27 protein-coding genes are annotated in these 19,306 nt (G+C 70.7%); 13 read left to right on the top strand and 14 right to left on the bottom strand.

All coding sequences use genetic code 11. The features are described 5' to 3' along the window. Positions 1 to 97: 97 nt before the first annotated feature. Positions 98 to 1,081, bottom strand: coding sequence for a class I SAM-dependent methyltransferase (locus J2754_RS10205; RefSeq protein WP_211087339.1), 984 nt, complete (start codon positions 1,079 to 1,081; stop codon positions 98 to 100). Positions 1,082 to 1,197: 116 nt separating this feature from the next. On the opposite strand from J2754_RS10205, the gene dph5 reads away from it, so the two are divergent. Both dph5 and J2754_RS10195 read left to right on the top strand, forming a co-directional pair. Then, on the top strand, positions 1,198 to 2,007 hold the full coding sequence (gene dph5, locus J2754_RS10200; RefSeq protein ID WP_211087338.1) for a diphthine synthase: 810 nt from the start codon (positions 1,198 to 1,200) through the stop codon (positions 2,005 to 2,007). Positions 2,008 to 2,082: 75 nt separating this feature from the next. Beyond that, positions 2,083 to 2,379, top strand: a complete 297-nt coding sequence (locus J2754_RS10195) for a helix-turn-helix transcriptional regulator (RefSeq protein ID WP_188879380.1) — start codon at positions 2,083 to 2,085, stop codon at positions 2,377 to 2,379. A gap of 30 nt (positions 2,380 to 2,409) precedes the next feature. On the opposite strand, the gene J2754_RS10190 is transcribed toward J2754_RS10195, so the two are convergent. From J2754_RS10190 to J2754_RS10180, 3 genes are all read right to left on the bottom strand, one after another. After that, entirely contained in the window at positions 2,410 to 3,195 is a 786-nt protein-coding gene (locus J2754_RS10190) for a VOC family protein (RefSeq protein WP_188879381.1), read from the bottom strand. A gap of 48 nt (positions 3,196 to 3,243) precedes the next feature. Further along, positions 3,244 to 3,771, bottom strand: a complete 528-nt coding sequence (locus tag J2754_RS10185; RefSeq protein ID WP_483420143.1) for a DUF8050 family protein — start codon at positions 3,769 to 3,771, stop codon at positions 3,244 to 3,246. An 84-nt stretch (positions 3,772 to 3,855) separates the two neighbouring features. Beyond that, positions 3,856 to 4,971: an OBG GTPase family GTP-binding protein gene (locus J2754_RS10180; protein WP_211087336.1), complete on the bottom strand. Its 1,116-nt coding sequence runs from the start codon at positions 4,969 to 4,971 to the stop codon at positions 3,856 to 3,858. Between the two features lie 107 nt (positions 4,972 to 5,078). On the opposite strand from J2754_RS10180, the gene J2754_RS10175 reads away from it, so the two are divergent. Next, positions 5,079 to 5,279: a VNG_1110C family protein gene (locus J2754_RS10175; protein WP_188879386.1), complete on the top strand. Its 201-nt coding sequence runs from the start codon at positions 5,079 to 5,081 to the stop codon at positions 5,277 to 5,279. Between the two features lie 73 nt (positions 5,280 to 5,352). After that, positions 5,353 to 5,832 (top strand): 50S ribosomal protein L11, encoded by a 480-nt coding sequence (locus tag J2754_RS10170; RefSeq protein ID WP_188879387.1) that lies wholly within the window; start codon positions 5,353 to 5,355, stop codon positions 5,830 to 5,832. A 116-nt stretch (positions 5,833 to 5,948) separates the two neighbouring features. Here J2754_RS10170 and J2754_RS10165 read toward each other — a convergent pair whose 3' ends face one another. From J2754_RS10165 to J2754_RS10150, 4 genes are all read right to left on the bottom strand, one after another. Then, on the bottom strand, positions 5,949 to 6,287 hold the full coding sequence (locus J2754_RS10165; protein ID WP_211087335.1) for a CHY zinc finger protein: 339 nt from the start codon (positions 6,285 to 6,287) through the stop codon (positions 5,949 to 5,951). Further along, on the bottom strand, positions 6,287 to 6,901 hold the full coding sequence (folE, locus tag J2754_RS10160; protein WP_211087334.1) for a GTP cyclohydrolase I: 615 nt from the start codon (positions 6,899 to 6,901) through the stop codon (positions 6,287 to 6,289). Before folE ends, J2754_RS10165 begins: the two co-directional genes overlap by 1 nt. An 82-nt stretch (positions 6,902 to 6,983) precedes the next feature. After that, the gene (locus tag J2754_RS10155) at positions 6,984 to 7,265 is read right to left on the bottom strand and encodes a DUF7521 family protein (protein ID WP_188879391.1); all 282 of its coding nucleotides are present in this window, start codon (positions 7,263 to 7,265) and stop codon (positions 6,984 to 6,986) included. A gap of 5 nt (positions 7,266 to 7,270) precedes the next feature. Beyond that, positions 7,271 to 7,636: an ArsR/SmtB family transcription factor gene (locus J2754_RS10150; protein ID WP_211087333.1), complete on the bottom strand. Its 366-nt coding sequence runs from the start codon at positions 7,634 to 7,636 to the stop codon at positions 7,271 to 7,273. A 137-nt stretch (positions 7,637 to 7,773) separates the two neighbouring features. Here J2754_RS10150 and J2754_RS10145 point away from each other — a divergent pair, with 137 nt between their 5' ends. After that, positions 7,774 to 9,168: an MFS transporter gene (locus J2754_RS10145; RefSeq protein ID WP_211087332.1), complete on the top strand. Its 1,395-nt coding sequence runs from the start codon at positions 7,774 to 7,776 to the stop codon at positions 9,166 to 9,168. A 29-nt stretch (positions 9,169 to 9,197) separates the two neighbouring features. Beyond that, the gene (locus tag J2754_RS10140) at positions 9,198 to 9,428 is read left to right on the top strand and encodes a DUF7120 family protein (protein ID WP_188879396.1); all 231 of its coding nucleotides are present in this window, start codon (positions 9,198 to 9,200) and stop codon (positions 9,426 to 9,428) included. Positions 9,429 to 9,493: 65 nt separating this feature from the next. On the opposite strand, the gene J2754_RS10135 is transcribed toward J2754_RS10140, so the two are convergent. Both J2754_RS10135 and J2754_RS10130 read right to left on the bottom strand, forming a co-directional pair. Beyond that, a complete protein-coding gene (locus J2754_RS10135; RefSeq protein ID WP_188879398.1) occupies positions 9,494 to 10,639 on the bottom strand; it encodes a pyridoxal phosphate-dependent aminotransferase in 1,146 nt (381 codons plus the stop codon). Beyond that, on the bottom strand, positions 10,636 to 11,127 hold the full coding sequence (locus J2754_RS10130; RefSeq protein WP_188879400.1) for an Lrp/AsnC family transcriptional regulator: 492 nt from the start codon (positions 11,125 to 11,127) through the stop codon (positions 10,636 to 10,638). Before J2754_RS10130 ends, J2754_RS10135 begins: the two co-directional genes overlap by 4 nt. 109 nt (positions 11,128 to 11,236) lie before the next feature. Between J2754_RS10130 and J2754_RS10125 the strand changes: the two genes are divergently transcribed. Further along, entirely contained in the window at positions 11,237 to 11,542 is a 306-nt protein-coding gene (locus J2754_RS10125) for a putative quinol monooxygenase (RefSeq protein WP_211087331.1), read from the top strand. Between the two features lie 86 nt (positions 11,543 to 11,628). Here J2754_RS10125 and J2754_RS10120 read toward each other — a convergent pair whose 3' ends face one another. Continuing rightward, positions 11,629 to 12,063, bottom strand: a complete 435-nt coding sequence (locus J2754_RS10120; RefSeq protein WP_211087330.1) for a GNAT family N-acetyltransferase — start codon at positions 12,061 to 12,063, stop codon at positions 11,629 to 11,631. An 87-nt stretch (positions 12,064 to 12,150) separates the two neighbouring features. Between J2754_RS10120 and J2754_RS10115 the strand changes: the two genes are divergently transcribed. The 4 genes from J2754_RS10115 to J2754_RS10100 all read left to right on the top strand — a co-directional run bounded on the left by J2754_RS10115 (position 12,151) and on the right by J2754_RS10100 (position 16,786). Continuing rightward, on the top strand, positions 12,151 to 12,321 hold the full coding sequence (locus J2754_RS10115; protein ID WP_188879406.1) for a DUF7837 family putative zinc-binding protein: 171 nt from the start codon (positions 12,151 to 12,153) through the stop codon (positions 12,319 to 12,321). Between the two features lie 39 nt (positions 12,322 to 12,360). Next, complete coding sequence (locus tag J2754_RS10110; protein ID WP_211087329.1) at positions 12,361 to 13,941, top strand: Hvo_1808 family surface protein; 1,581 nt, start codon at positions 12,361 to 12,363, stop codon at positions 13,939 to 13,941. Between the two features lie 232 nt (positions 13,942 to 14,173). Further along, on the top strand, positions 14,174 to 16,516 hold the full coding sequence (locus tag J2754_RS10105; RefSeq protein WP_211087328.1) for a glycoside hydrolase family 3 N-terminal domain-containing protein: 2,343 nt from the start codon (positions 14,174 to 14,176) through the stop codon (positions 16,514 to 16,516). A gap of 75 nt (positions 16,517 to 16,591) precedes the next feature. Further along, a complete protein-coding gene (locus J2754_RS10100) occupies positions 16,592 to 16,786 on the top strand; it encodes a cold-shock protein (protein ID WP_211087327.1) in 195 nt (64 codons plus the stop codon). Between the two features lie 60 nt (positions 16,787 to 16,846). On the opposite strand, the gene J2754_RS10095 is transcribed toward J2754_RS10100, so the two are convergent. Continuing rightward, positions 16,847 to 17,236 (bottom strand): hypothetical protein, encoded by a 390-nt coding sequence (locus J2754_RS10095; RefSeq protein ID WP_211087326.1) that lies wholly within the window; start codon positions 17,234 to 17,236, stop codon positions 16,847 to 16,849. A gap of 79 nt (positions 17,237 to 17,315) precedes the next feature. Between J2754_RS10095 and J2754_RS10090 the strand changes: the two genes are divergently transcribed. Together J2754_RS10090 and J2754_RS10085 are read left to right on the top strand one after the other, a co-directional pair. Continuing rightward, complete coding sequence (locus J2754_RS10090) at positions 17,316 to 17,765, top strand: DUF7964 domain-containing protein (RefSeq protein ID WP_211087325.1); 450 nt, start codon at positions 17,316 to 17,318, stop codon at positions 17,763 to 17,765. A 35-nt stretch (positions 17,766 to 17,800) separates the two neighbouring features. Next, positions 17,801 to 18,175 (top strand): universal stress protein, encoded by a 375-nt coding sequence (locus J2754_RS10085; protein ID WP_188879415.1) that lies wholly within the window; start codon positions 17,801 to 17,803, stop codon positions 18,173 to 18,175. Here J2754_RS10085 and J2754_RS10080 read toward each other — a convergent pair whose 3' ends face one another. Both J2754_RS10080 and msrB read right to left on the bottom strand, forming a co-directional pair. Continuing rightward, entirely contained in the window at positions 18,176 to 18,733 is a 558-nt protein-coding gene (locus J2754_RS10080; RefSeq protein WP_211087324.1) for a sugar O-acetyltransferase, read from the bottom strand. Positions 18,734 to 18,869: 136 nt separating this feature from the next. Next, positions 18,870 to 19,292 (bottom strand): peptide-methionine (R)-S-oxide reductase MsrB, encoded by a 423-nt coding sequence (gene msrB, locus J2754_RS10075; RefSeq protein WP_211087323.1) that lies wholly within the window; start codon positions 19,290 to 19,292, stop codon positions 18,870 to 18,872. Between the last annotated feature and the right edge of the window lie 14 nt (positions 19,293 to 19,306).

Here is a 19,306-nt window from a genome sequence, read left to right as displayed (position 1 = left end):
GCGCTCGCGTCACGTCGGTCCGAGCGGGGCGCTTCGCCCGTTTCGCTCCGCGTGGCCCGCGGGCTCACTGGGTTCCGCGCTCCCGTTTCGGCCCTACTCAGCTCCGCGTGAGTCGCACGTCGAGGCAGACGTTGTACTCGTGTGGCGCGTACGAGCGGACGGTGTGGCGCGTCTCGATCGTCACGTCGTACGCCGGCTCGGCGGCGTCGCGGATCGCGGCCTCGCCGGGCGCGTAGCGCTCGTCCTCGTGTTGAATGTCGTAGTAGTGGAGGACGCACTCCTCACCGGCGAGCGCGACAGCGGTGTCGAGGAACTCCTGTGCCGTGTGCGGGAGGTTCATCACGAGGCGCTCGGCCCACCCCGCGTAGTCGTCGGCGATCTCCCGGACGTCGCCCGCGTACGCGGTGATCCGGTCGGCCACGTCGTTGCGCTCGGCGTTCTCTCGGAGGTAGTCGATCGCGCGGTCGTTGATATCGGTGGCGACGACCTCGGCGCCCGCTCTCGCCATCGGAATCGCGTACGGGCCGACGCCGGCGAACATGTCGACGGCGCGTTCGCCGTCCGCGACCTGCTGGACGACGCGATGGCGCTCGGTGGCGAGGCGGGGGGAGAAGTACACCTCGGCGATGTCGAGGACGAACTCGCAGCCGTACTCGCGGTGGACGGTCTCCGTGCTCTCGCCGACGAGGACGTCCCAGTCGCGGACGCGCGTCTCGCCTTTCACCTTGGAGGCGCGGTTGACGACGGTCTCCGCGCGGACGTTCGACTCGACGATGGCGTCGGCGATCCGCGCGGCGCGCGCCGGGTCGTCCTCGTCGAGGATGACGACGTCGCCGAGGCGCTCGTACGACGGCTCGAACCCCAGTAGGTCGGCGGGCGACGTCGGCGTCTCGCGCTCGGGCACGTCGCGCTCGACGACCCGGAGGCCGTCCGGGACGGCGTCCTGACCGGTGACGGGGATGTAGAGCGCGCCGTCCTCGACGACGATGTCGAGCGACTCGTCGACGAGGTCGGCGTCGGCGAGTCGGCGGCGCGTCGCTTCGCCCTCCTCGGTCGGGACGCGGACGCAGGGCGCGTGCATACGTGGGACTGCGCGCCGTGCGGCCTTACGGCTGGCGTTTCGGCGGGCCGCGGGACCGTCGACCGACGACCGCGCGCAACGAAACCCGTATCCACGCCGCGGCCCCACGCGTACGCATGCTCACGTTCGTCGGACTCGGCCTCTACGACGAGTCCTCCATCACCGTCGAAGGACGCGAGGCGATCGCCGACGCGGACGCCGGCGCGGTCTTCGCGGAGTTCTACACGAGCCACCTCGTCGGCGCGGACGTCGCCGACATCGAGGCGTACCACGGCGTCGAGATCGACGTGCGGGATCGCGCGGGCGTCGAACAGCGCCCCGAGCCGATTCTCGACGCCGCCGAGTCGGGCGACGCCGTCTTCCTCACCGCCGGCGACACGATGATCTCGACGACCCACGTCGACCTCCGTCTGCGCGCGCACGAGCGCGGCGTCGAGACCCGCGTCGTCCACGCGCCGACGGCCGAATCAGCCGCCTCCAGTCTGACCGGGCTCCAGAACTACCGCTTCGGCAAGGCGACGACGCTCCCCTTCGAGTGGGCGCACGGCGCGGACGTCGTGCCCGGCTCGGTGATCGAGACCATCGAGGACAACCGATCCCGGGGATTGCACACGCTGTGCTATCTCGACATCAAGGTCGGCCGGGGTCCCGAGGGCCCCGACCCCGACTTCGAGGCGTACATGAGCGCGGACTACGCCGCGGATCTGCTCGCGGAGGCGTGGGATCCCGACGCGCTCGGCGTCGTCGTCGCACGCGCCGGGAGCCCCGACCCCGTGGTGCGTGCGGATCGGCTCTCCGCGCTCGCGGACGCCGACTTCGGCGGCCCGCTCCACATGCTGATCGTCCCCGGCGACCTCCACCACGTCGAGGCGGACGCCCTCCGCGGACTCGCCGGCGCGCCCGACGACCTCACGACGCCCGAGTGACGAGCGGGTGCGGGTCGGTCGACCCCGACCCGGATCACAATAAGTTGATAACACCTCCCGCAAAACTGGCAGCCGATGCGGACACTCCACGCCCTGCAACGTGAGATGCTCGTGCTGGTCGTCGACTACGGCGATCCGTGCGGGCAGGACATCAAACGGGAACTGGAGGCGTACCACGACGCCGAGATCAGAAGCGAGCAACTCTACCACCACCTCGACTCGCTCTGCGAACGCGGCTTCGTCGAAAAACGCCACGCCGACGGTCGGACGAACGCCTACGTCGTCACCGAGGCGGGGAGCCGCTGGCTCGAACGCCAGCGCCACTGGGTCGCCGAACACGTCGGCCCGGCCCCACTCGACGAAGGGAGCTAGTCGGTCGCCGATCGCCGGCCACCGCGACCGTCAGTCGTCCATCACGTCGGTGTCGGGCGTCACGACTTCGATCTCGTGACCGTCCTGATCCTTCGTGAACGCGTAGTTCCAGTCGCAGGACTCGGGGTCGCGGTACTCCGCGGCCTCGCGCTCCATCAGTTCGTCCCACGCCTCACCCAAGTCGTCGGCGCGCACCGCGAGGTGACCCCACCCGTCGGCGTCCTCGTAGCGGCGCCCGTCGTAGTTGTAGGTGAGTTCGACGGTCATCGCGCGCTCGCTCGCTCCCGCTGGCTTCATGAAGTAGTTGGCGAACGTATCGGACTCCCAGCGGCCGTCGGGCTCGTACCCGAACTTCCGCGTCCAGAAGCCGAGCGCCTCGTCGGCGTCCTCGACGCGGATCATCGTGTGATCGAGGCTCCACTTCTGACCGTGGTCGCGCTCGACGATCTCCACCTCGTGGCCGTCCGGATCCGTCACGAACGCGTAGGACCCCCCGCAGGATTCGGGGTCGCGGTAGTCCTCGACGCCCTCCTCCATCAGCTCCTCGTAGGCCGCCGCGACGTCCTCGACGCGCACGGCGATGTGGCCCCACGCGTCGCCCATGTCGTACTCGCTCGTGTCGTGATTGTACGTCAGCTCGAGGACGGCGTCCTCCTCCTGTCGGTCCTCGGGGCCGAGGTAGACGTTCGTGAACGTCTCGGCCTCCCAGCGGCCGTACTCGACGTAGTCGAGGTGGCCGGTGTACCAGTCGAGGGACTCCTCGAGGTCGCCGACGCGGATCATCACGTGATCGAGCACGTAGTCGCTCTCGCTCATGGCCGAGATGTGAATCGCGGAGGCGTTAAGCGTACCGGCGTCGGCGGATCAGGCCTCTGCCGGGCGGAGGTAGACGAGGCGTCGCAGGCCGTCCCGATAGCAGAGCAGGGCGACGGCCCAACAGAGCAGCGGCGCGACGGGGAGCACGAGGAGGTCCGAGCGCGACCCCGCGAGCCCGACCGCGTAGAGCAACTCGGCCCCGCCGCTCATGACGAGCAGGCCGGCGGTGACGCGGCGGTCCTCGCGGCCGACGAGCGCGAGCGCGGCGCTCCCGAGCGCACACGCGAAGAGGAACGCCCCGGTCGGCCACGCCTGTCGCCAGTAGGTGTCGACCACCGCCACCGCGAGGTAGCGCGGGAGGAGCATGAACCGCTCGCCGAGCGGACCGCTGAGCGGGCCGAGCCCGTACGCGAAGAACGCCCCGTACTGTACCCCGGCGCTTCCGGTCCAGCGGATGATCGTCCACGGGAGCGCGCCGACGACGCAGAGGAGGAGGAGGATACGAACGGCGCGGCGACGCGACATACGCGGCCTTCGGGCGCGCCCGTCGAGGGTTTTTCGGTCGGGGGAGACGATCGACGCGACCCTCGTCGTCGATCTCCCATTCTCGAACGCCCCGCCGCCGAACCGAACCGAACCGAACGAGACGGGTCGGGGCGTCTATCTGCGGACGATGAGCCGGAGGACGTCCTCGTCTTCGAGCCCGTGGTCGCGGCCGACCTGCTGGTCGTCGTGTTTCGCGGAGGGGCCGGTGACGCGCGCGAACCGGAAGCGCTCGTCCATGTCGCCGCCGAGCTTGTCGAGGGCGTCGTCGACCGTCTCGCCACGTCGGAGGATGAGCGGCTCGTCGTAGTCGACGCCGCGGCCCGGTTTGTCCATGTAGACCCTGATCAGGTCGAGTTCGTCCCAGAAGCGCTCCTTGAGGGCGTCGAGGCCCTTCTCCTCGTGTGCGCTGATGAAGACGGCGTCCTCCTCGGGATCGATGTCGCGCGCGCGGAGGTTCTCCTTCACCGTGTCGACGTACGACGGCTCGATGAGGTCGACCTTGTTGACGACGGTGAGCGAGGGGAGGTAGACGCGGTTGTCGAGGACGCCGTCGACGAGTTCGTCGACGTCCGGGTTGCCGCGGATCGTGACGTCCGCGTTCACGTACCCTTGCTCGCGCAGGACCTGTCGGACGGTGTCGTGATCGAGTTCGAGGTCGCCCGACGTGTTCACGTCGATGCCGCCCTTGATCTTCTTCGAGATGCGGACGTGGGGCGGTTCGGTGTCGAGGCGGATCTTGTTGTCGTAGAGCTCGTCGTAGAGCCGATCGTACTGGTCGATCTCGAAGGCGGAGAGGACGAAGACGATCAGGTCGGTCGAGCGGATGACGGAGAGGACTTCGCGCCCGCCGCCGCGCCCGCCCGCGGCGCCCTCGATGAGACCCGGGACGTCGAGGATCTGGATGTCCGCACCGCGGTATTTCAGCATCCCGGGGTTGACGTCGAGCGTGGTGAACTCGTACGCGCCGACTTCGCTGTCGGCGTTCGTGAGCGCGTTGACGAGCGTGGACTTGCCGACCGAGGGGAAGCCGACGAGCGCGACGGTCGCGTCGCCCTGCTGTTTGACGGAGTATCCGCCGCCGCCGCCGGAGCCGGCCTGCTGGGCTTCGAGCTTCTCCTTTTTCTCCGCGAGCTTCGCCTTCAGCCGGCCGATGTGCGCTTCCGTGGACTTGTTGTACGGAGTGTTCGCTATCTCCTCTTCGAGCTCCTCGATCTCCGCCTCCAGTCCCATTGGCCGAACGTGGGCCGTCTCGCCGGAAATCACTTTCGTCCGGGCGTCGCGCGCGTCTCTCACGATCTTCGACACGTTTATTCAGCAGCTCGGGAGACAGGATCGGTATGGGTGATCCGTCGCGCTACCGGGACAGCACGCAGATCGTCCTCCCGGCCGGGGCGCTCGACGGCCTCGACGCGCCGCTCGACGAGCGGTTCACCGTGACGCTGTTCGAGCGCGACGGCGTCGTTCGGATCATCGGGAGTCCGGTCGAGATCCGGGCCGCGAGTGATTACCTCGCCCGACAGGGCATCAGTCTCCCGTGAGGGGGCGGCCCGCGGGCCGCGGCGATCGCCGGCTTTCGAACGGTTTAAATCCGCCGCGCGATTGCGTCCACGCATGGCTGATACCATCGAAGTGCTCGTCCCCGGCGGGCAGGCCAACCCCGGCCCGCCCCTCGGCCCGGAGCTCGGTCCCACGCCCGTCGACGTGCAGGCGGTCGTCGAGGAGATCAACGACCAGACCGCGGCCTTCGACGGCACGGAAGTCCCCGTCACCGTCGAGTACGAGGAGGACGGCTCCTTCTCCATCGACGTCGGTGTCCCGCCGACGGCGGAGCTCATCAAGGACGAGGCCGGCTTCGAGACCGGGTCCGGCGAGCCCCAGAAGGACTTCGTCGCGGACCTCTCCATCGAGCAGCTGAAGTCCATCGCGGAGCAGAAGAAGTCCGACCTGCTCTCGTACGACACGAAGAACGCCGCGAAGGAAGTCGCGGGCACCTGCGCCTCTCTCGGCGTCACCATCGAGGGCGAGGACGCGCGCGGCTTCAAGGCCCGCGTCGACGACGGCGAGTTCGACGACGTACTGGCTGAGGCGTAAGCCGAAGTCAGTGCGAGCGGGACCTCCGGTCCCGCCTACGTTCTCGCCGAGGCCTGACGAGGCGAGTGCGGCCCCCCTTTCATTCACTTTCTCCGCTCGCAGAGCCGCCCGTGTCGCTATCGCTCGGCGAAGTACCTGCACCAGTGGCGTTTACAGCCGGGGTTGAACGCGTGGCCGCAGGACGGGCACGCGTCGTCGCAGTCGGCGTACTCGCGGACGGTGAGCGCCGCCCCGCAGGCCCCGCAGAGGACCGCCGGGTCGTCGAAGGCGTCGCGCGGGACCGCCCGGTGCTCGTGGTCGGCGACGGCGTCGTGGCAGGCGCGACAGGGATAGTAGGCGTCACAGCACGCCGCGCGGATGGCGATCACGTCGCGGGCGGCGTCGTAGTGCGCACAGCGGGTCTCGGGGCCGACGTCGAGGCCGCGGACGGTCGTCCCGGCGACCGTTCGCTGCATCAGTGCTCGGCGGCGATGGCGTCGCGGAACCGGTCGCGCTCGTCCGCGCTGAGGTCGCCCACGGTGGCCCGCGAGGTCGTCGTGGTGTGCGCCTCGACGCCGCGCATCGCCTCGCAGAGGTGGGTCGTGGAGAGTTCGACGGCGACGGCGTCGGCCGCGACGGCCTCATCGAGGCCCTCCGCGATGTCGCGGGTCAGACGCTCTTGGACGGTGAGCTTCCGGGACGCCCACTTGACGTAGCGCGCGAGCTTCGAGAGCCCGACGACTTCTCCGTCCGGTCGGTAGGCGACGTGTGCGACCCCGTGGAACGGAAGGAGGTGGTGTTCGCAGAGCGAGTAGACGGGGATTCCGGTCTTGACGACGAGGTCGTCGGTGTCGGCGTCGAAGGTCCGCATCGTCGGGCGCTCGTCCTCGCGGTAGCCGCGCGTGAGCTCCTCGTAGGCGGCGGGGACGCGACGCTCCCACGTCTCGACGAGTCCGTCGCGGCTGGGGTCCTCGCCGATGGCGTCGAGGAGGAGGCGGGTCGCGTGCGCGAGTTGGTCGCGGTCGACCGGGCCGTCGTGCTCGTCGTCCGTCTCGTCGCTCTCGTCGTGGGTGGGCGTTCCGTCGGTCATGTCCGTGGCGTCCGCGTTGTGCCGCGTTCGTCCTTCGCCGGTGAGAAGCCGTCGATTCCGGCACGGACGTGGCCAGTCCGGCTCAGTCCTCCACGTAGAGCGAGTAGAGGATGACGGCGAAGCCGACGCCGGTGAACCCGCTCTCGATGACGAGCGCGAGCATCGGGTCGACGTGGAGGAGCGTGTCAACGAAGCCGGCGAAGAGCGCACCGAGGGTGACGACGCCGAAGCCGAGCGCGAGCAGGCGGATCGAGCGCGAGTGCGTGCGGATCGACGCCTCGTAGGCGAAGTACGTGATCGCACCCCCGAGGAGGAGCGTCACCGTCTTCAGGATCGTCACGAGGGTCGCGAGTCCGATTCCCATCGGGGTCACGTCTCCTTTTGCACCTCCGCCCAGATGTCCGCGAGGCGTTCGGAGGGGCCGCGCGCGGGTCGCTCGACGTCGAAGTCGAGGTCGTGGTCGTCGTCGAACGCGACTTCGAGGGAGTCGAACGCCGCCCGATAGCGCGAGCGGTGTCTGCCGTCCGATCGGACCTCCGTCTCCTCGTCGACGAGCGTCGCGTCGGTGAGCAGTTCGAGTTTCCTGTAAGTCGTCGAGAGTGGCACGTCGCACGCCTCCGAGAGTTCGTTCGCCGTCATTGGTTCTTCGAGCGCATCGAGGAAGGCCCGACAGTCCGCGTCGTTGAGCGCATCCAGAACGCGCGCGAGGTCGAGGTCGTCGTCGGATGCACTCATGCTGTCCCCGTGCGGGTCGTCACCGGGCGTATGCGCTCGACCCTTAGATATCGTCCGGTTCGCGCTGCCGCGGTCGCAACCGACTTGCCGCCGGCGCTTGCACGGCGCGGTATGCACGACCGGGACGGGGGACCGCGGTGAGCGACCCCGAGGCGACGAGCGCGGACGCGGGCGGCGAATCCGACGGTGATGCGCCCACCGGACTCGATCGGCCGCGGCGCGCGCTCGCCACCGTGATCGCCATCGTCTTCATCGACCTCCTCGGGTTCGGCATCATCATCCCCATCCTCCCCTACTACGTCCGGAGCTTCGGGGTGAGCGACGTCTACATCGGCCTGCTCGCGGCGTCGTACTCGCTGTTGCAGTTCGTCTTCGCGCCGCTTCTCGGTCGCCTCAGCGACGAGCACGGCCGCCGGCCGGTGCTGATGCTCTCGGTCGCCGGGAGCGCCGTCGCGTGGACCGTGTTCGGCCTCGGCGCGGAGTTCGAGGCCCTGTTCGGCGTCGCGGGCGGCGTGGGCGCCCTCTTCGTCGCGCGGATGATCGCCGGCGCGATGGGGGGGAACGTCGCCACCGCACAGGCGTACATCGCGGACGTCACGACGCGGGAGGAGCGCGCGGGGGCGCTCGGCCTCATCGGCGCGGCCTTCGGCCTCGGCTTCGTCTTCGGACCGGCGCTCGGCGGCCTCCTCGCTAGCGACCCCGTCGTCGCCGAGGCCCGCGCGGCTTTCCCCGCGTTCGTCCCCGCGACGCGGTTCAGCCTCCCGAGCTTCGCCGCCGCGGGTCTCTCCGCTTTGGCTTGCGTCGCCGCGTACGCCTTCCTCCCGGAGCCCGCGCGTCACCGCGGCTCCGCGCGCCGCACCGGTGTCGTCTCGGGCTTCCTCGGGGCCGCGCGCTCGGCGGCGCTGCGCCCGTACGTCGCGACCTTCCTCCTCGTCTCGGTCGCGTTCTCCGGGATTCAGGTCGTCTTCGTCCCGTTCGCGGCCGACACCTTCGACTACGGGGAGGCCGAGACGGCGCTCCTCCTCACGTACATCGGCGTGCTCGGCGTGGTGAATCAGGCGGTCGTCGTCGGACGGCTCTCCCGTCGGTACCGCGACGACGCGCTCGCCGTCGTCGGCGCGCTCGCGCTCGTCGGTTCGCTCGCCGCCGTCCCGTTCACCCCGGTCATCGGCGAGGCCGTCGTCCCGCCGTCCCTGCTCGCCGGCGCGCCACCGTGGTTCACGCCCGCGTTGGTCGCCCTCCTCGTCGTCCTCGCGGTGCTCTCGTTCGGGAACGGCCTGTTGAACGTCGCCCTCTCGACGCTCGTCTCCGCGGCCGCGCCGCCGGACGAGCAGGGCGCGGCGTTCGGTATCACGCAGAGCGCGGGGAGCCTCGGACGGACCGTCGGGCCGCCGGCGATGACCGCGCTCTACGTCGTCTCGCCGTGGCCGCCCTTCGTCCTCGGCGCCGTCCTCGCCGTGGGCGTCGTGGCCGTCCTCGTCGGCACCGTCTACGGGAACGCGGGCGACGCGAGCGCCGGGCCGCAGGGTTGAAACGTCCCGCGCGGAAACCACCCCCCACGATGCCTACCGCCGAAGTCGACCTCCCGAGCGATCTCGAAGTCGAAATCGACCGCCTCGTCGACGATGGCGAGTTCTTCAACCGCAAGGAGGCGGTCGAAGAGCTCCTCTCGACGGGGTTGAACGTCTACGACGCCACGTCGGGGAGCGACGAGGAGGCCGAGATGGGGGAGTTCGAGGCGGACATGCGCGAGACGAGCGAGCGCTCGCTCGGCGACGAATACGAGTTCTGATCGGTTCGCGTCGCGCTCACCGGATTTTCCGGATCGGCCGTCGCCGCGACGGTTCGCGCCCGCGCTCAGCGGTGCTCGGCGAGGAAGTCCTCGATGCGGTTCGTGGCCTCGCGGAGCTCGGGGAGCGATCGCGCGTACGAGACGCGGACGTGACCCTCGCCGCCGTCGCCGAAGACGCGCCCGGGGACCACGGCGACCTCCGCCTCGCGGAGGAGCTCCTCCGCGAACCGCTCGTCGTCGCCGGGGACCGACGGGAAGACGTAGAACGCCCCGCGCGCCTCGAAGCACTCCAGACCCATCTCCCGAAAGCGCGAGAGCACGAAGCGCCGACGCCGGTCGTACTGTTCGCGCATGTCGACGACGGCGTCGTCGCAGGAGTGCAGGGCTTCGAGCGCCGCGGCCTGCGCGGTCGTCGGCGCGGAGAGCATCGTGTACTGATGGATGCGGTTCATCCCGTCGATGACCTCGGGGGGACCCATCGCGTACCCCAATCGGAGGCCGGTCATCGCGTACGCCTTCGAGAAGCCGTTGAAGACGACGGTGCGCTCGCGCATCCCCGGCTGGGTGGCGATGCTGTCGTGTTCGCCCTCGTAGGTGAGCGCCGCGTACACCTCGTCCGAGAGGACGAAGAGGTCGTGTTCGCGCGCGAACGTCGCGACCTCCGCGAACCCCGAGGCGTCCATCACCGCGCCCGTCGGATTGTTGGGGTAGCAGAGCACGAGGAGGTCGGCGCGCTCCGCGCCGGCGCGCTCCAAGGCGTCGTACGTGAGTCGAAACTCGTCCTCGGCCCGCGTCGGCACGCGGAGGACCTCCCCGCCGGCGAACGAGGCGTCCGGTCCGTAGGAGATGTAGGCGGGTTCGGCGACCGCGACGACGTCGCCGGGGTCGACGAGCGCGCGCATGGCGAGGTCCATCGCCTCGCTGACGCCCGTCGTGACGAGGATCTCCTCGTCCGCGTCGTACTCGTGCCCGTAGCGCGTCACGTGGGCCTCGATGGCCTCGCGGAGGTCGCGCCGGCCGCGATTCGACGTGTAGGAGGTCTGTCCGCGCTCCAGGGCGTCGATGGCGGCCTTCCGGGCGGGCCACGGCGCGCTGAAGTCGGGTTCGCCGACGCCGAGCGAGACGACGTCGTCCATCTCCTCGGCGATCTCGAAGAACCGCCGGATGCCCGACGGCGGCGTTCGCTCCGCGCGCTCGGAGAGGCGGCTCATGGGGAGTACGAGAGCCGGTCGTCCGTCTCGCCGTCGTCGAACTCGATCCCGTCGTCCTTGTAGGTCTCCATGACGTAGTGCGTGACCGTCTGGGTCACCTCGGGGATCGGGGCGATCTCCTCGGAGACGAAGCGCGACACCGCGTTCATCGTGTCGGCGCGGACCTCCAGGGCGAAGTCGTAGTCGCCGCTGACGAGCTGGAACGCCGTCACCTCGGGGAACTTGGCGATGCGACGGGAGATGTCCTCGTATCCCGTCTCGCGGTCGAGCTCGACGTTCAACTCGACTTTCGCCTCGACGATTCCGTCGTCGAGCGCCGCCCAGTCCACGACCGCGGTGTAGCCGCGCACGACCCCGGCGTTTTCGAGGGCCTCGACGTGCGCCTCGACGTCCTCCGGGGTGAGGTCGAGTTGTCGGGCGACGTCCTCCGCCGTGTACCGGGCGTCCTCGCACAGGAGGTCGAGGACGCGTCTGCGCTCGTCGTCCATACTCGCCCGCACGTCGCGTCCGTTCTTAGTGCTGTCCCTCCGGACTCGGTGACGGCTACGACTACCGCCACCCGACGGCTTTTGCGGTGGGTCGTCCTAGGCGCCCGTGATGATCGTCGTGCACGCGACCTTCCCGATCGACCCGGATCACCGCGAGGAAGCGCTCGACCTCGCCCGCGACGTCGTCGCGGCGTCCACCGAGGAACCCGGCGTCATCGACTATCACGCCGCGGTCGACGTCGAGGACGAGACCGTCCTCCGGTTCGTCGAACGCTACGAGGACGCCGCGGCCGTCGAGGCCCACGAGGAGAGCGAGCACTTCCAGGCGTTCGTCGCCGGCCTCTCCGACGTCCTTGCGGGCGACCCCGAGGCGACCCGCTTCGCGGTCGACTCCGCGACCGACGTCGAACTCTGAGACGCGGGGATCGGGTATCGGATCCGTCCCGGCGGCGAGCGCGGCGGCAGACGATCCGCGGCCCGGCGACCGGTTCGCGTGGCCCCCTACTCGTCGAGCGGACGCTCCATCGTGACGTGCGGGATCCCCGCCTCGTCGAAGACGCCGCCGACCCGCTCGTAACCTCGCGCGGCGTAGAAGCCCGCGGCGCTCGTCTGGGCGTCGAGGACCGCGCGGTCGTGTCCCGCCTCGCGGGCGCGGGCCTCGGCCGCGTCCATCAGGCGCGCGCCCCATCCCTCGCCGCGGTGGGTGTCGCGGACGGCGACGCGCTCGATCTTCGCCGCGCCCGACTCGGCCGTCCGGTAGCGTGCGGTGCCGACGGCCGCGCCGTCGACACGGGCGAGGAAGTGCGTCGCCTCGGCCTCGTGGTCGTCCACCTCGACCGACGCCGGGACGCCCTGTTCGTCGACGAAGACGGCGTATCGGACCGCGAGCGCCTCGCGGAACGCCGCCGCCGTCTCGACCACCTCCACGCCGTGCATACCCGCGGGCAGGCGACCGCCACGGAAGACCCTTCCCCTCCCCGCCGAACAGTTATGGCCGTTCGGTGACTCGTATTCGATACGGGAATGACTGACGCCGACGGTGCCGACGGGACCGACGGGGCGCTGGGTCGCTGTCCGGAGTGCGGGGCCGACGTCCCCGCGACCGCGGTGCTCATCGAGTACGAGGACGACGACGGCGAGGCCGCGTACGCCGCCTGTCCGTCGTGCGATACCGTCGTGAAGCCGCGCTCGTAACCCACAGGGACTTTGCCGGGCCGCCCGAAGAACCGGTAGATGCGCACACGACTGCGAACGCTTCTCGTCGTCGTTCTCCTCGTCGCGTCGAGCGCGGCGACGGCGAACGCGACAGCCGCCGGCGCGTCGGGCGTCGATCGGGGGAGCGCGAGCGCGAGCGCGACTGCGCCCGCGACCGACACTCCCGCGCCCGCACAGGCCGACGACGCGACCGACTCGAACCGATCTATCGGCTACGTCGACGGCTATCGGTACGACACCGCGATCGACGTCGATCAGTCCGACGGGCTGAGCGACGCGGAGATCCGCGCGTACGTCCGGCGGACGATGGCGCGCGTCGAACGCCTCCGCGGGCACGACTTCGAGACGCCGGTCCCCGTGAACGTCATGTCGCGGGACGCGTACCGCGCGAACCGATCGAACGCGCCGACGAACGCGACGTACGCGCGGTGGAACCAACAGGTGTGGGAGGCCGCCCTGATCGTCGGCGACGAGACGAACCTTTCCTCGGCGACGTCCTCGTACTACTCGAACAGCGTCCAAGGGTTCTACTCGCCGAGCGACGACGCCATCGAGATCATCGTCCCCTCCGGGAAGCGGGCGTACATCGACCGGGCGACGCTCGCCCACGAGCTGACCCACGCCCTCCAAGATCAGACCTACGACCTCGGTGCGGCGAAGTACGGCGGCGAGACGCAGGACGCGCAACTCGCCACGAGCGGGCTCATCGAGGGCGAGGCTCGATACGTCCAGCGACAGTACACCCGGCGCTGTACGAACGGGACGTGGCGCTGCGTCGCCACGCCGTCGAGCGACGATTCGTCGTCCGACTCCCTGGCGTCGACCGACCCGTCGCCCCCTCAGAGCCTGCAGTACACGCTCTACTTCCCGTACGCGAGCGGGCCGGGATACGTCAACGAGCTTATCGAGCGCGGCGGCTGGGCGGCTGTCGACGCCGCGTGGCGCGACCCGCCGACCACGACGAGCGAGGTCATCCACGGTGACGCCCCCGCGGTGACGGACGTCGCCGTCGATCGCGACGCGGCGACGAACGGCTGGCGGACGTATCCGAGCGTCGGCGTGAACGGGACGGACACGCTCGGCGAGGCCTCGATATTCATGGGGCTCTGGTGGCAGAGCGCGCGCTACGACGCGGGCGTCGTGCCGACGGACATCCGCGCGGACGACGGCTATCGGACGTTCCGCTACGCCGCGCCGGCCTCGGCGGGGTGGGCGGGCGACGCGGTGCTCCCCTACCGGAACGGCGACGCGGACGGCTTCGTCTGGAAGACCGCGTGGGAGACCGAGACCGACGCGGGCGACTTCGCGGCCGGCTACGTCGCGGCGCTGAAGGCGCACGGCGCGACCCGCGAGGACGGCGTCTGGATCGTCTCCGGGGACGACGGCTATCGGGGCGCGTACCGCGTCGTGCACGCGAACGAGACGGTGACGGTTGTGAACGGCCCGGACGTCGCCGCGGTGAACGACATCCGTCCGTCGCTCGCGGGCAGCGAGAGCTCCCCGGGGACGTCCGGCGGCTCGTCGCCCGGGTTCGGCCTCCTCGCGGGCGCGCTCGCGCTCCTCGGCGCGCTCCTCGTCGTCCTCGTGCGACGCCGGTGACGCCGGCTCGCCCGGCCGCCGTCGGACGGACGACCTGAACGCGGACGAGACCGTGGCCTGACTCTTTGAGCGCCCCGTAGCGAACGCGTTCGCGACGCGCGAGTCGACGACGACACGAACACGACGCTCGCCGACTGGCCGTCACCGGCGCGCCGCCGCGGTATCTTTGACTATCGTTACGTACATAGATAGTAATGTTTTTACATCACGTACGATCAATTCGCGGTGAAACATGTCGGAAAAGATCACGCATTCGCGTCGACGGTTCCTCCAGGCGACGGGCGCGCTCGGTGCGGCCGCCGTCGCCGGCGGCTCCGAGGGGGTCAGTGCCCGGGAGATGCAGGCGTACGGGGACGGATCGCGACCAGCGCCACCGGAGACGGACGTCGAGGCGATCCTCGCGGAGATGAGCGTCGAGGAGAAGATCGGGCAGATGATCCAGGCGAACGTCTCGACGGTCGACGCGAGCGAGATCGCGTCGCTGTTCACCGACTACCACGTCGGTTCGCTCCTCACCGGCTCGGCCTACCCGCCGTCGCGCGATCCCGTCGAACTCGCCAAGGGCGTCAACGCCCTCCAGGAGTACGCGATCGGCGAGGGAAACGGCGTCCCGTTCGTCTACGGCCTCGACACCGTCCACGGGAACGTCACCGTCGAGGGGGCGACGGCGTTCCCGCACAACGTCGGGATGGGCGCGACGCGGGACCCCGAGCTGATGGCGACTGCGGCGAGACACACCGGTGACTCGGCGTCCGCGATCGGCGCGCACTGGGGGTTCGCCCCGACGAGCGGGATCGCCCGCGACCCCCGCTGGGGACGCTTCTACGAGACGCTCTCCGAGGACCCGCACCTGACGGGCGAGCTCGGCGCGGCGGCCGTTCGCGGCCTCCAGGAGGGCGACGCGGAACACGGCGGCGTCGCCGCGAGCGTGAAGCACTTCGCCGCGTACAGCGAGCCGCAGAACGGCGACGACCGCAGTCCCGCCCGCATCCCGGTCCGCGACCTCGTGGAGAACCACTTCGTCCCCCATCACATGGGTCTCCAGGAGGAGCCCCTCACGGTGATGATCAACAGCGGCTCCGTCAACGGCGTCCCCGCCCACGCCTCCTCGTGGCTCCTCACCGACGTCCTGCGCGACCGGATGGGGTTCGAGGGCCTCGCCGTCTCCGACTGGAACGACTTCCACCGGATGGTCGAGATGCACGAGTACGCCCCCGACCTCCGGGCGGCCGTGAAGGCGGGCGTCAACGCCGGCGTCGACATGGCGATGCTCTCCGACCTGACGCACGTCGAGGAGTTCTACACGGCGCTTCGCGGCCTCGTCGAGGCCGGCGAGGTATCCGAGTCGCGCATCGACGAGGCCGCGCGGCGCTCGCTCGAACTGAAGGCCGAACTCGGCCTCCTCGACGACCCGTACGTCGACCCGACGCGCGCCCCGGACGTCGTCGGCGGCGCGAAGGACGCCGCCCGCGAGGCCGTCCGCGAGTCCCTCACCCTCCTGAAGAACGAGGGCGACGCGCTCCCGCTCGCCCCGACGCAGAACGTCGTGCTCGCCGGCCCGAACGTCGACGACGTCCGCGCGCAGTGCGGCGGGTGGACCATCGGCTGGCAGGGCCTCCACGCCGACGACGCGAAACCGTGGGCGACGACCATCGCGGAGGGCGTCCGCTCCCGGGCCATCGGCGGCGTCGCCGTCCACGAGACCGGCTACGCGTTCAACCGCTGGAGCGACGACGAGTGGTCGCTCGACGCCGAGACGAAGGCCGCGATCGTCGCGGACGCGAAGACCGCCGACCGCGTCGTCCTCGTCCTCGGCGAGGGACCGTACGCCGAGGGGTTCGGGAACACGGACGAACTCGCCCTCCCGGCCGCCCAGCGCGAGCTCGTGGACGCCGTGGCCGACCTCGACACGGAGGTCGTCGGTCTCCTCGTCGCCGGCCGGCCGCGCGGGACGAGCGAGACGCTCGCCAAGCTCGACGCCTTCGTGATGGCGTACTATCCGGGGAGCGCCGGCGGCGCCGTCGCGGACGTCCTCTACGGCGACGCCGACCCCGGCGGACGCCTCGCCTTCCGCTGGCCGGACGGCGTCGGGCAAGTGCCGAACTACTACAACCAGTACCACCCCGCGAAGGACAACGCGGACGCGCTCTTCGAGTTCGGCGCGGGGCAGAGTTACACGGAGTTCGCGTTCTCCGACCTCACCGTCTCGCCGTCCACGGTCGCGGACGCCGCGAGCGCGGGCACCGCGACGGCGAGCGTGACCGTGACGAACACCGGCGACCGGACGGGCACCGCGCTTGCCGAGGCCTGCTACACGGAGGCGTACGGCTCCGTCCAGTACCCGCGGCGCAAACGCCTCGGTTCCGAGAAGGTCGAACTCGCGCCCGGGCGCTCGCGGCGCGTGACGGTCGAGTTCCCGCTCGCCGCGCTCGCCGTCGTCCCCGGCGAGGTACCGGGGGACGCCGATCCGGTCGTCGAGGCCGGCGACTTCACCGTCGAACTCGGCGGGGAGACGACGACGCTCACGATCGCCGAGACCGTCCCGCTCGATCCGACGCCCGGCGCGAGCCGGTGAGCGCCGCGGGCTGACACCCGTGCTATCGGGCGCCGCGCAAGCCTCATGGTCGCGTCCGTCCTACTCTCGTCCGTAATGGCACGCGGAACGGTTGACTTCTTCAACCAAACTGGCGGTTACGGATTCATCGAGACTGACGACGCGGACGAGGACGTCTTCTTCCACATGGAAGACGTCGGCGGCGCGGACCTCACCGAGGGCGAGGAGATCGAGTTCGACATCGAGGCGGCCCAGAAGGGCCCGCGCGCGACGAACGTCACGCGTGTCTAATCCCGGCACGAACGAGCGAACGCGTTTTTTCGAGCGAGTACGCGCGAGCGAAGCGGACGCTCACGTCCCCGAGCGGGTGACGTGTCCGTCGAGGCGGTGTGCGGCCGCGAGCAGGAGGCCGAGGAGGCCGCCGGCGAGCGTCCAGACCCCGGCGACGACGAGCGACGCGTCGAGCGCCGTCCACGCGAGCCCGGCCGCGCCGAGTCCGCAGAGCGTGCCGCCCGCGAGGAGCGGCGTGGAGCCGTCGGCGCGTCCCACCGCCCAGCGCGCGATCGGTACGAGGAGCGCGCCGAGCGTCACGCCGAGTCCGAGGCCGAGCGCGACGCCGACGCCGACCGCGCTCGCCGCGTCCGCCGCGTCGAGGAATGCCGCGGCCGCCCCGGCGCCCACGCCGACGCCCGCGCCGAGCGCGATCCCGACCCCGATCGACCGCCGGCCGTCGAGTGACACGGCCGAGAGGGCGTCCGCCGGTCGCATAAAGCCGCCCGGAACCGCCCGGCTCTTCTTCCTCCGACGCGTCCCGTGAGCCATGGCGATGGACTCACTGCCGTCTCGACCGCTCACGATCGCGGAGGGGCGCGCGCTCCACCGCAGCGACGCCTTCCGGATGGTCGCGCCGGCGAGCGCGCACACCGCCCGCGGCGAGGACGAACGCCTCGTCTCCGCGCTCGTCCTCGTGCGCGACAGGAGCGTGCAGGGCGTCGGCTACGACCTCGGTACGGACGAGTGGACGGTCGTCTACAGCGAGTCGTTCGAGGCCGCGGACGACGGAGAGCGGGCCGCCGCCGACGGCCTCGTCACGGCCGCGGAGGAGCACGCGCAGGCGGCGAACGAGGCGCTGCGGGAGTGGGCGGGCCACGAGGACCGGGAGTTCGAGGCCGTCGAGGACTCAGCGGTCGAGGCCGAAGCGGGCGAGAGCGAGCGCGCCCGCGCGCTCTTCGAGCGGTACCGCGCCGTGACCGACGCGGACGCGGAGTGACGTGGCTTTTTGCCGGCGGCGCTTGAGGACCCCGTATGACGCGTTTCCTCGTCGCCACCGACTCCGTCCACACGACCGCGGCCGCCTGCGACTACCTCGGTCCCCGGCTCGACGCCGGCGACTCCGTTCGCGTCGTCGGCGTCACCGAGGACGGCTCGCGCGACGCCGGCGACGCCGTGAACGTCGCGTCGGCGCGCCTCACGACGCCGACCGTCGAGACCGCGGTCCGCGACGGCGAGGCCGTCGACGAGATCCGGGAGGAACTCGAACGGGGCGGCGTCGACGAACTCGTCGTCGGCGCGCACGAACCCGGTCCCGGCGCGGAGTCCGGCCTCGGCCGGACCGCGCGCGCGCTCGTCGGCCGCGTCGAGGTCCCCTGCGTGGTGTTGCCGCCCGTCGGGCTGGAGTAGCTACTCGATCTCCGTCGCGACGCGCGCCGGGTTCCCGCGCACGACGACGCCCTCCGGGACGTCCTCGGTGACGACGGCTCCCGACGCGACGACGCTGTCGTCGCCGATACTCACGCCCGGGTTCACGACGGCGCGCCCGCCGAGCCACACCCGATCCCCGATCGCCACCGGTTCCCCGTACTCCTCGCCGGCGGCGCGCTCGGCCGGGTCCAGCGGATGCGTCGCCGTGTAGACGTGGGCGCCCGGCCCGAGCAGGCAGTCGTCCCCGATCTCGACCCGGCAGACGTCGAGGATCACGCAGTCGACGTTCGCGTAGAAGCCGTCGCCGACGTGGACGTGCTCGCCGTAGTCGCAGTGGAACGGCGGCTCGATGGACACGTCCTCGCCGACGGAGCCGAGCAGCCTTTCGAGGATCTCGTGTCGCTCGCCGTCGGCGCCCGGGGCGGTGTCGTCGTAGCGCGCGGTCAACTCTCGCGCCCGCTCGCGCGCCGCGACCAGCTCGGGATCGCTCGGGTCGTACCGCTCGCCGGCCACCATCTTCTCCCGTTCACTCGTCACGTCCGGGAGTCGACGCGCACGACGATAGGGGTGGCGGGTCACCGCGGCGTCCCGCTCCGGTCGCCGCCGCGTTCGTCGTGGCGGCACCGACGTCCTCACGGGTCGCGCCACGCCCGCTCGGTTCTCCGGCGCTTTCCTACCGGTCGGCGTCGCCGTCCTCGTCCGCGAAGTCGAGCGCGCAGGAGTTGATGCAGTAGCGTTCGCCGGTCTCCGTCGGGCCGTCTTGGAAGACGTGACCGAGGTGGCCGCCGCAGTTCGCACAGACGACTTCGGTGCGAACCATCCCGTGGCTGGTGTCCTTTCGGCGCTCGACGCTGCCCTCGATGGCGTCGTCGAAGCTCGGCCACCCCGATCCCTCGCCGTCGAACTTCGTCTCGGAGTCGAAGAGCGCGGCGTCGCAGCCCGCACAGCGGTAGACGCCGTCGTCGTCCTTGCCGATGAACTCGCCGGTGAACTTCGCTTCCGTCCCCCGCTCGCGGAGGACGCGGTACTCCTCGTCGTCGAGGCGTTCTCGCCACTCGGCGTCGCTCTGCGGGAGGTCCCCCTCGGCGTCACTCATACGCGATCGAAGGG

The sequence above is a fragment of the Halarchaeum nitratireducens genome (assembly GCF_017874695.1).
Lineage (GTDB): Archaea > Halobacteriota > Halobacteria > Halobacteriales > Halobacteriaceae > Halarchaeum > Halarchaeum nitratireducens.
This window is presented reverse-complemented; position numbering and strand designations above follow the sequence as displayed.

Bases quoted from the DNA above. Each gene is read 5' to 3' on its own strand.
- J2754_RS10205 (WP_211087339.1), bottom strand. From the start codon at position 1,081: ATGCACGCGCCCTGCGTCCGCGTCCCGACCGAGGAGGGCGAAGCGACG.
- dph5 (WP_211087338.1), top strand. From the start codon at position 1,198: ATGCTCACGTTCGTCGGACTCGGCCTCTACGACGAGTCCTCCATCACC.
- J2754_RS10195 (WP_188879380.1), top strand. From the start codon at position 2,083: ATGCGGACACTCCACGCCCTGCAACGTGAGATGCTCGTGCTGGTCGTC.
- J2754_RS10190 (WP_188879381.1), bottom strand. From the start codon at position 3,195: ATGAGCGAGAGCGACTACGTGCTCGATCACGTGATGATCCGCGTCGGC.
- J2754_RS10180 (WP_211087336.1), bottom strand. From the start codon at position 4,971: ATGGGACTGGAGGCGGAGATCGAGGAGCTCGAAGAGGAGATAGCGAAC.
- J2754_RS10175 (WP_188879386.1), top strand. From the start codon at position 5,079: ATGGGTGATCCGTCGCGCTACCGGGACAGCACGCAGATCGTCCTCCCG.
- J2754_RS10170 (WP_188879387.1), top strand. From the start codon at position 5,353: ATGGCTGATACCATCGAAGTGCTCGTCCCCGGCGGGCAGGCCAACCCC.
- J2754_RS10165 (WP_211087335.1), bottom strand. From the start codon at position 6,287: ATGCAGCGAACGGTCGCCGGGACGACCGTCCGCGGCCTCGACGTCGGC.
- folE (WP_211087334.1), bottom strand. From the start codon at position 6,901: ATGACCGACGGAACGCCCACCCACGACGAGAGCGACGAGACGGACGAC.
- J2754_RS10155 (WP_188879391.1), bottom strand. From the start codon at position 7,265: ATGGGAATCGGACTCGCGACCCTCGTGACGATCCTGAAGACGGTGACG.
- J2754_RS10150 (WP_211087333.1), bottom strand. From the start codon at position 7,636: ATGAGTGCATCCGACGACGACCTCGACCTCGCGCGCGTTCTGGATGCG.
- J2754_RS10140 (WP_188879396.1), top strand. From the start codon at position 9,198: ATGCCTACCGCCGAAGTCGACCTCCCGAGCGATCTCGAAGTCGAAATC.
- J2754_RS10135 (WP_188879398.1), bottom strand. From the start codon at position 10,639: ATGAGCCGCCTCTCCGAGCGCGCGGAGCGAACGCCGCCGTCGGGCATC.
- J2754_RS10130 (WP_188879400.1), bottom strand. From the start codon at position 11,127: ATGGACGACGAGCGCAGACGCGTCCTCGACCTCCTGTGCGAGGACGCC.
- J2754_RS10125 (WP_211087331.1), top strand. From the start codon at position 11,237: ATGATCGTCGTGCACGCGACCTTCCCGATCGACCCGGATCACCGCGAG.
- J2754_RS10120 (WP_211087330.1), bottom strand. From the start codon at position 12,063: ATGCACGGCGTGGAGGTGGTCGAGACGGCGGCGGCGTTCCGCGAGGCG.
- J2754_RS10115 (WP_188879406.1), top strand. From the start codon at position 12,151: ATGACTGACGCCGACGGTGCCGACGGGACCGACGGGGCGCTGGGTCGC.
- J2754_RS10110 (WP_211087329.1), top strand. From the start codon at position 12,361: ATGCGCACACGACTGCGAACGCTTCTCGTCGTCGTTCTCCTCGTCGCG.
- J2754_RS10105 (WP_211087328.1), top strand. From the start codon at position 14,174: ATGTCGGAAAAGATCACGCATTCGCGTCGACGGTTCCTCCAGGCGACG.
- J2754_RS10100 (WP_211087327.1), top strand. From the start codon at position 16,592: ATGGCACGCGGAACGGTTGACTTCTTCAACCAAACTGGCGGTTACGGA.
- J2754_RS10090 (WP_211087325.1), top strand. From the start codon at position 17,316: ATGGCGATGGACTCACTGCCGTCTCGACCGCTCACGATCGCGGAGGGG.
- J2754_RS10085 (WP_188879415.1), top strand. From the start codon at position 17,801: ATGACGCGTTTCCTCGTCGCCACCGACTCCGTCCACACGACCGCGGCC.
- msrB (WP_211087323.1), bottom strand. From the start codon at position 19,292: ATGAGTGACGCCGAGGGGGACCTCCCGCAGAGCGACGCCGAGTGGCGA.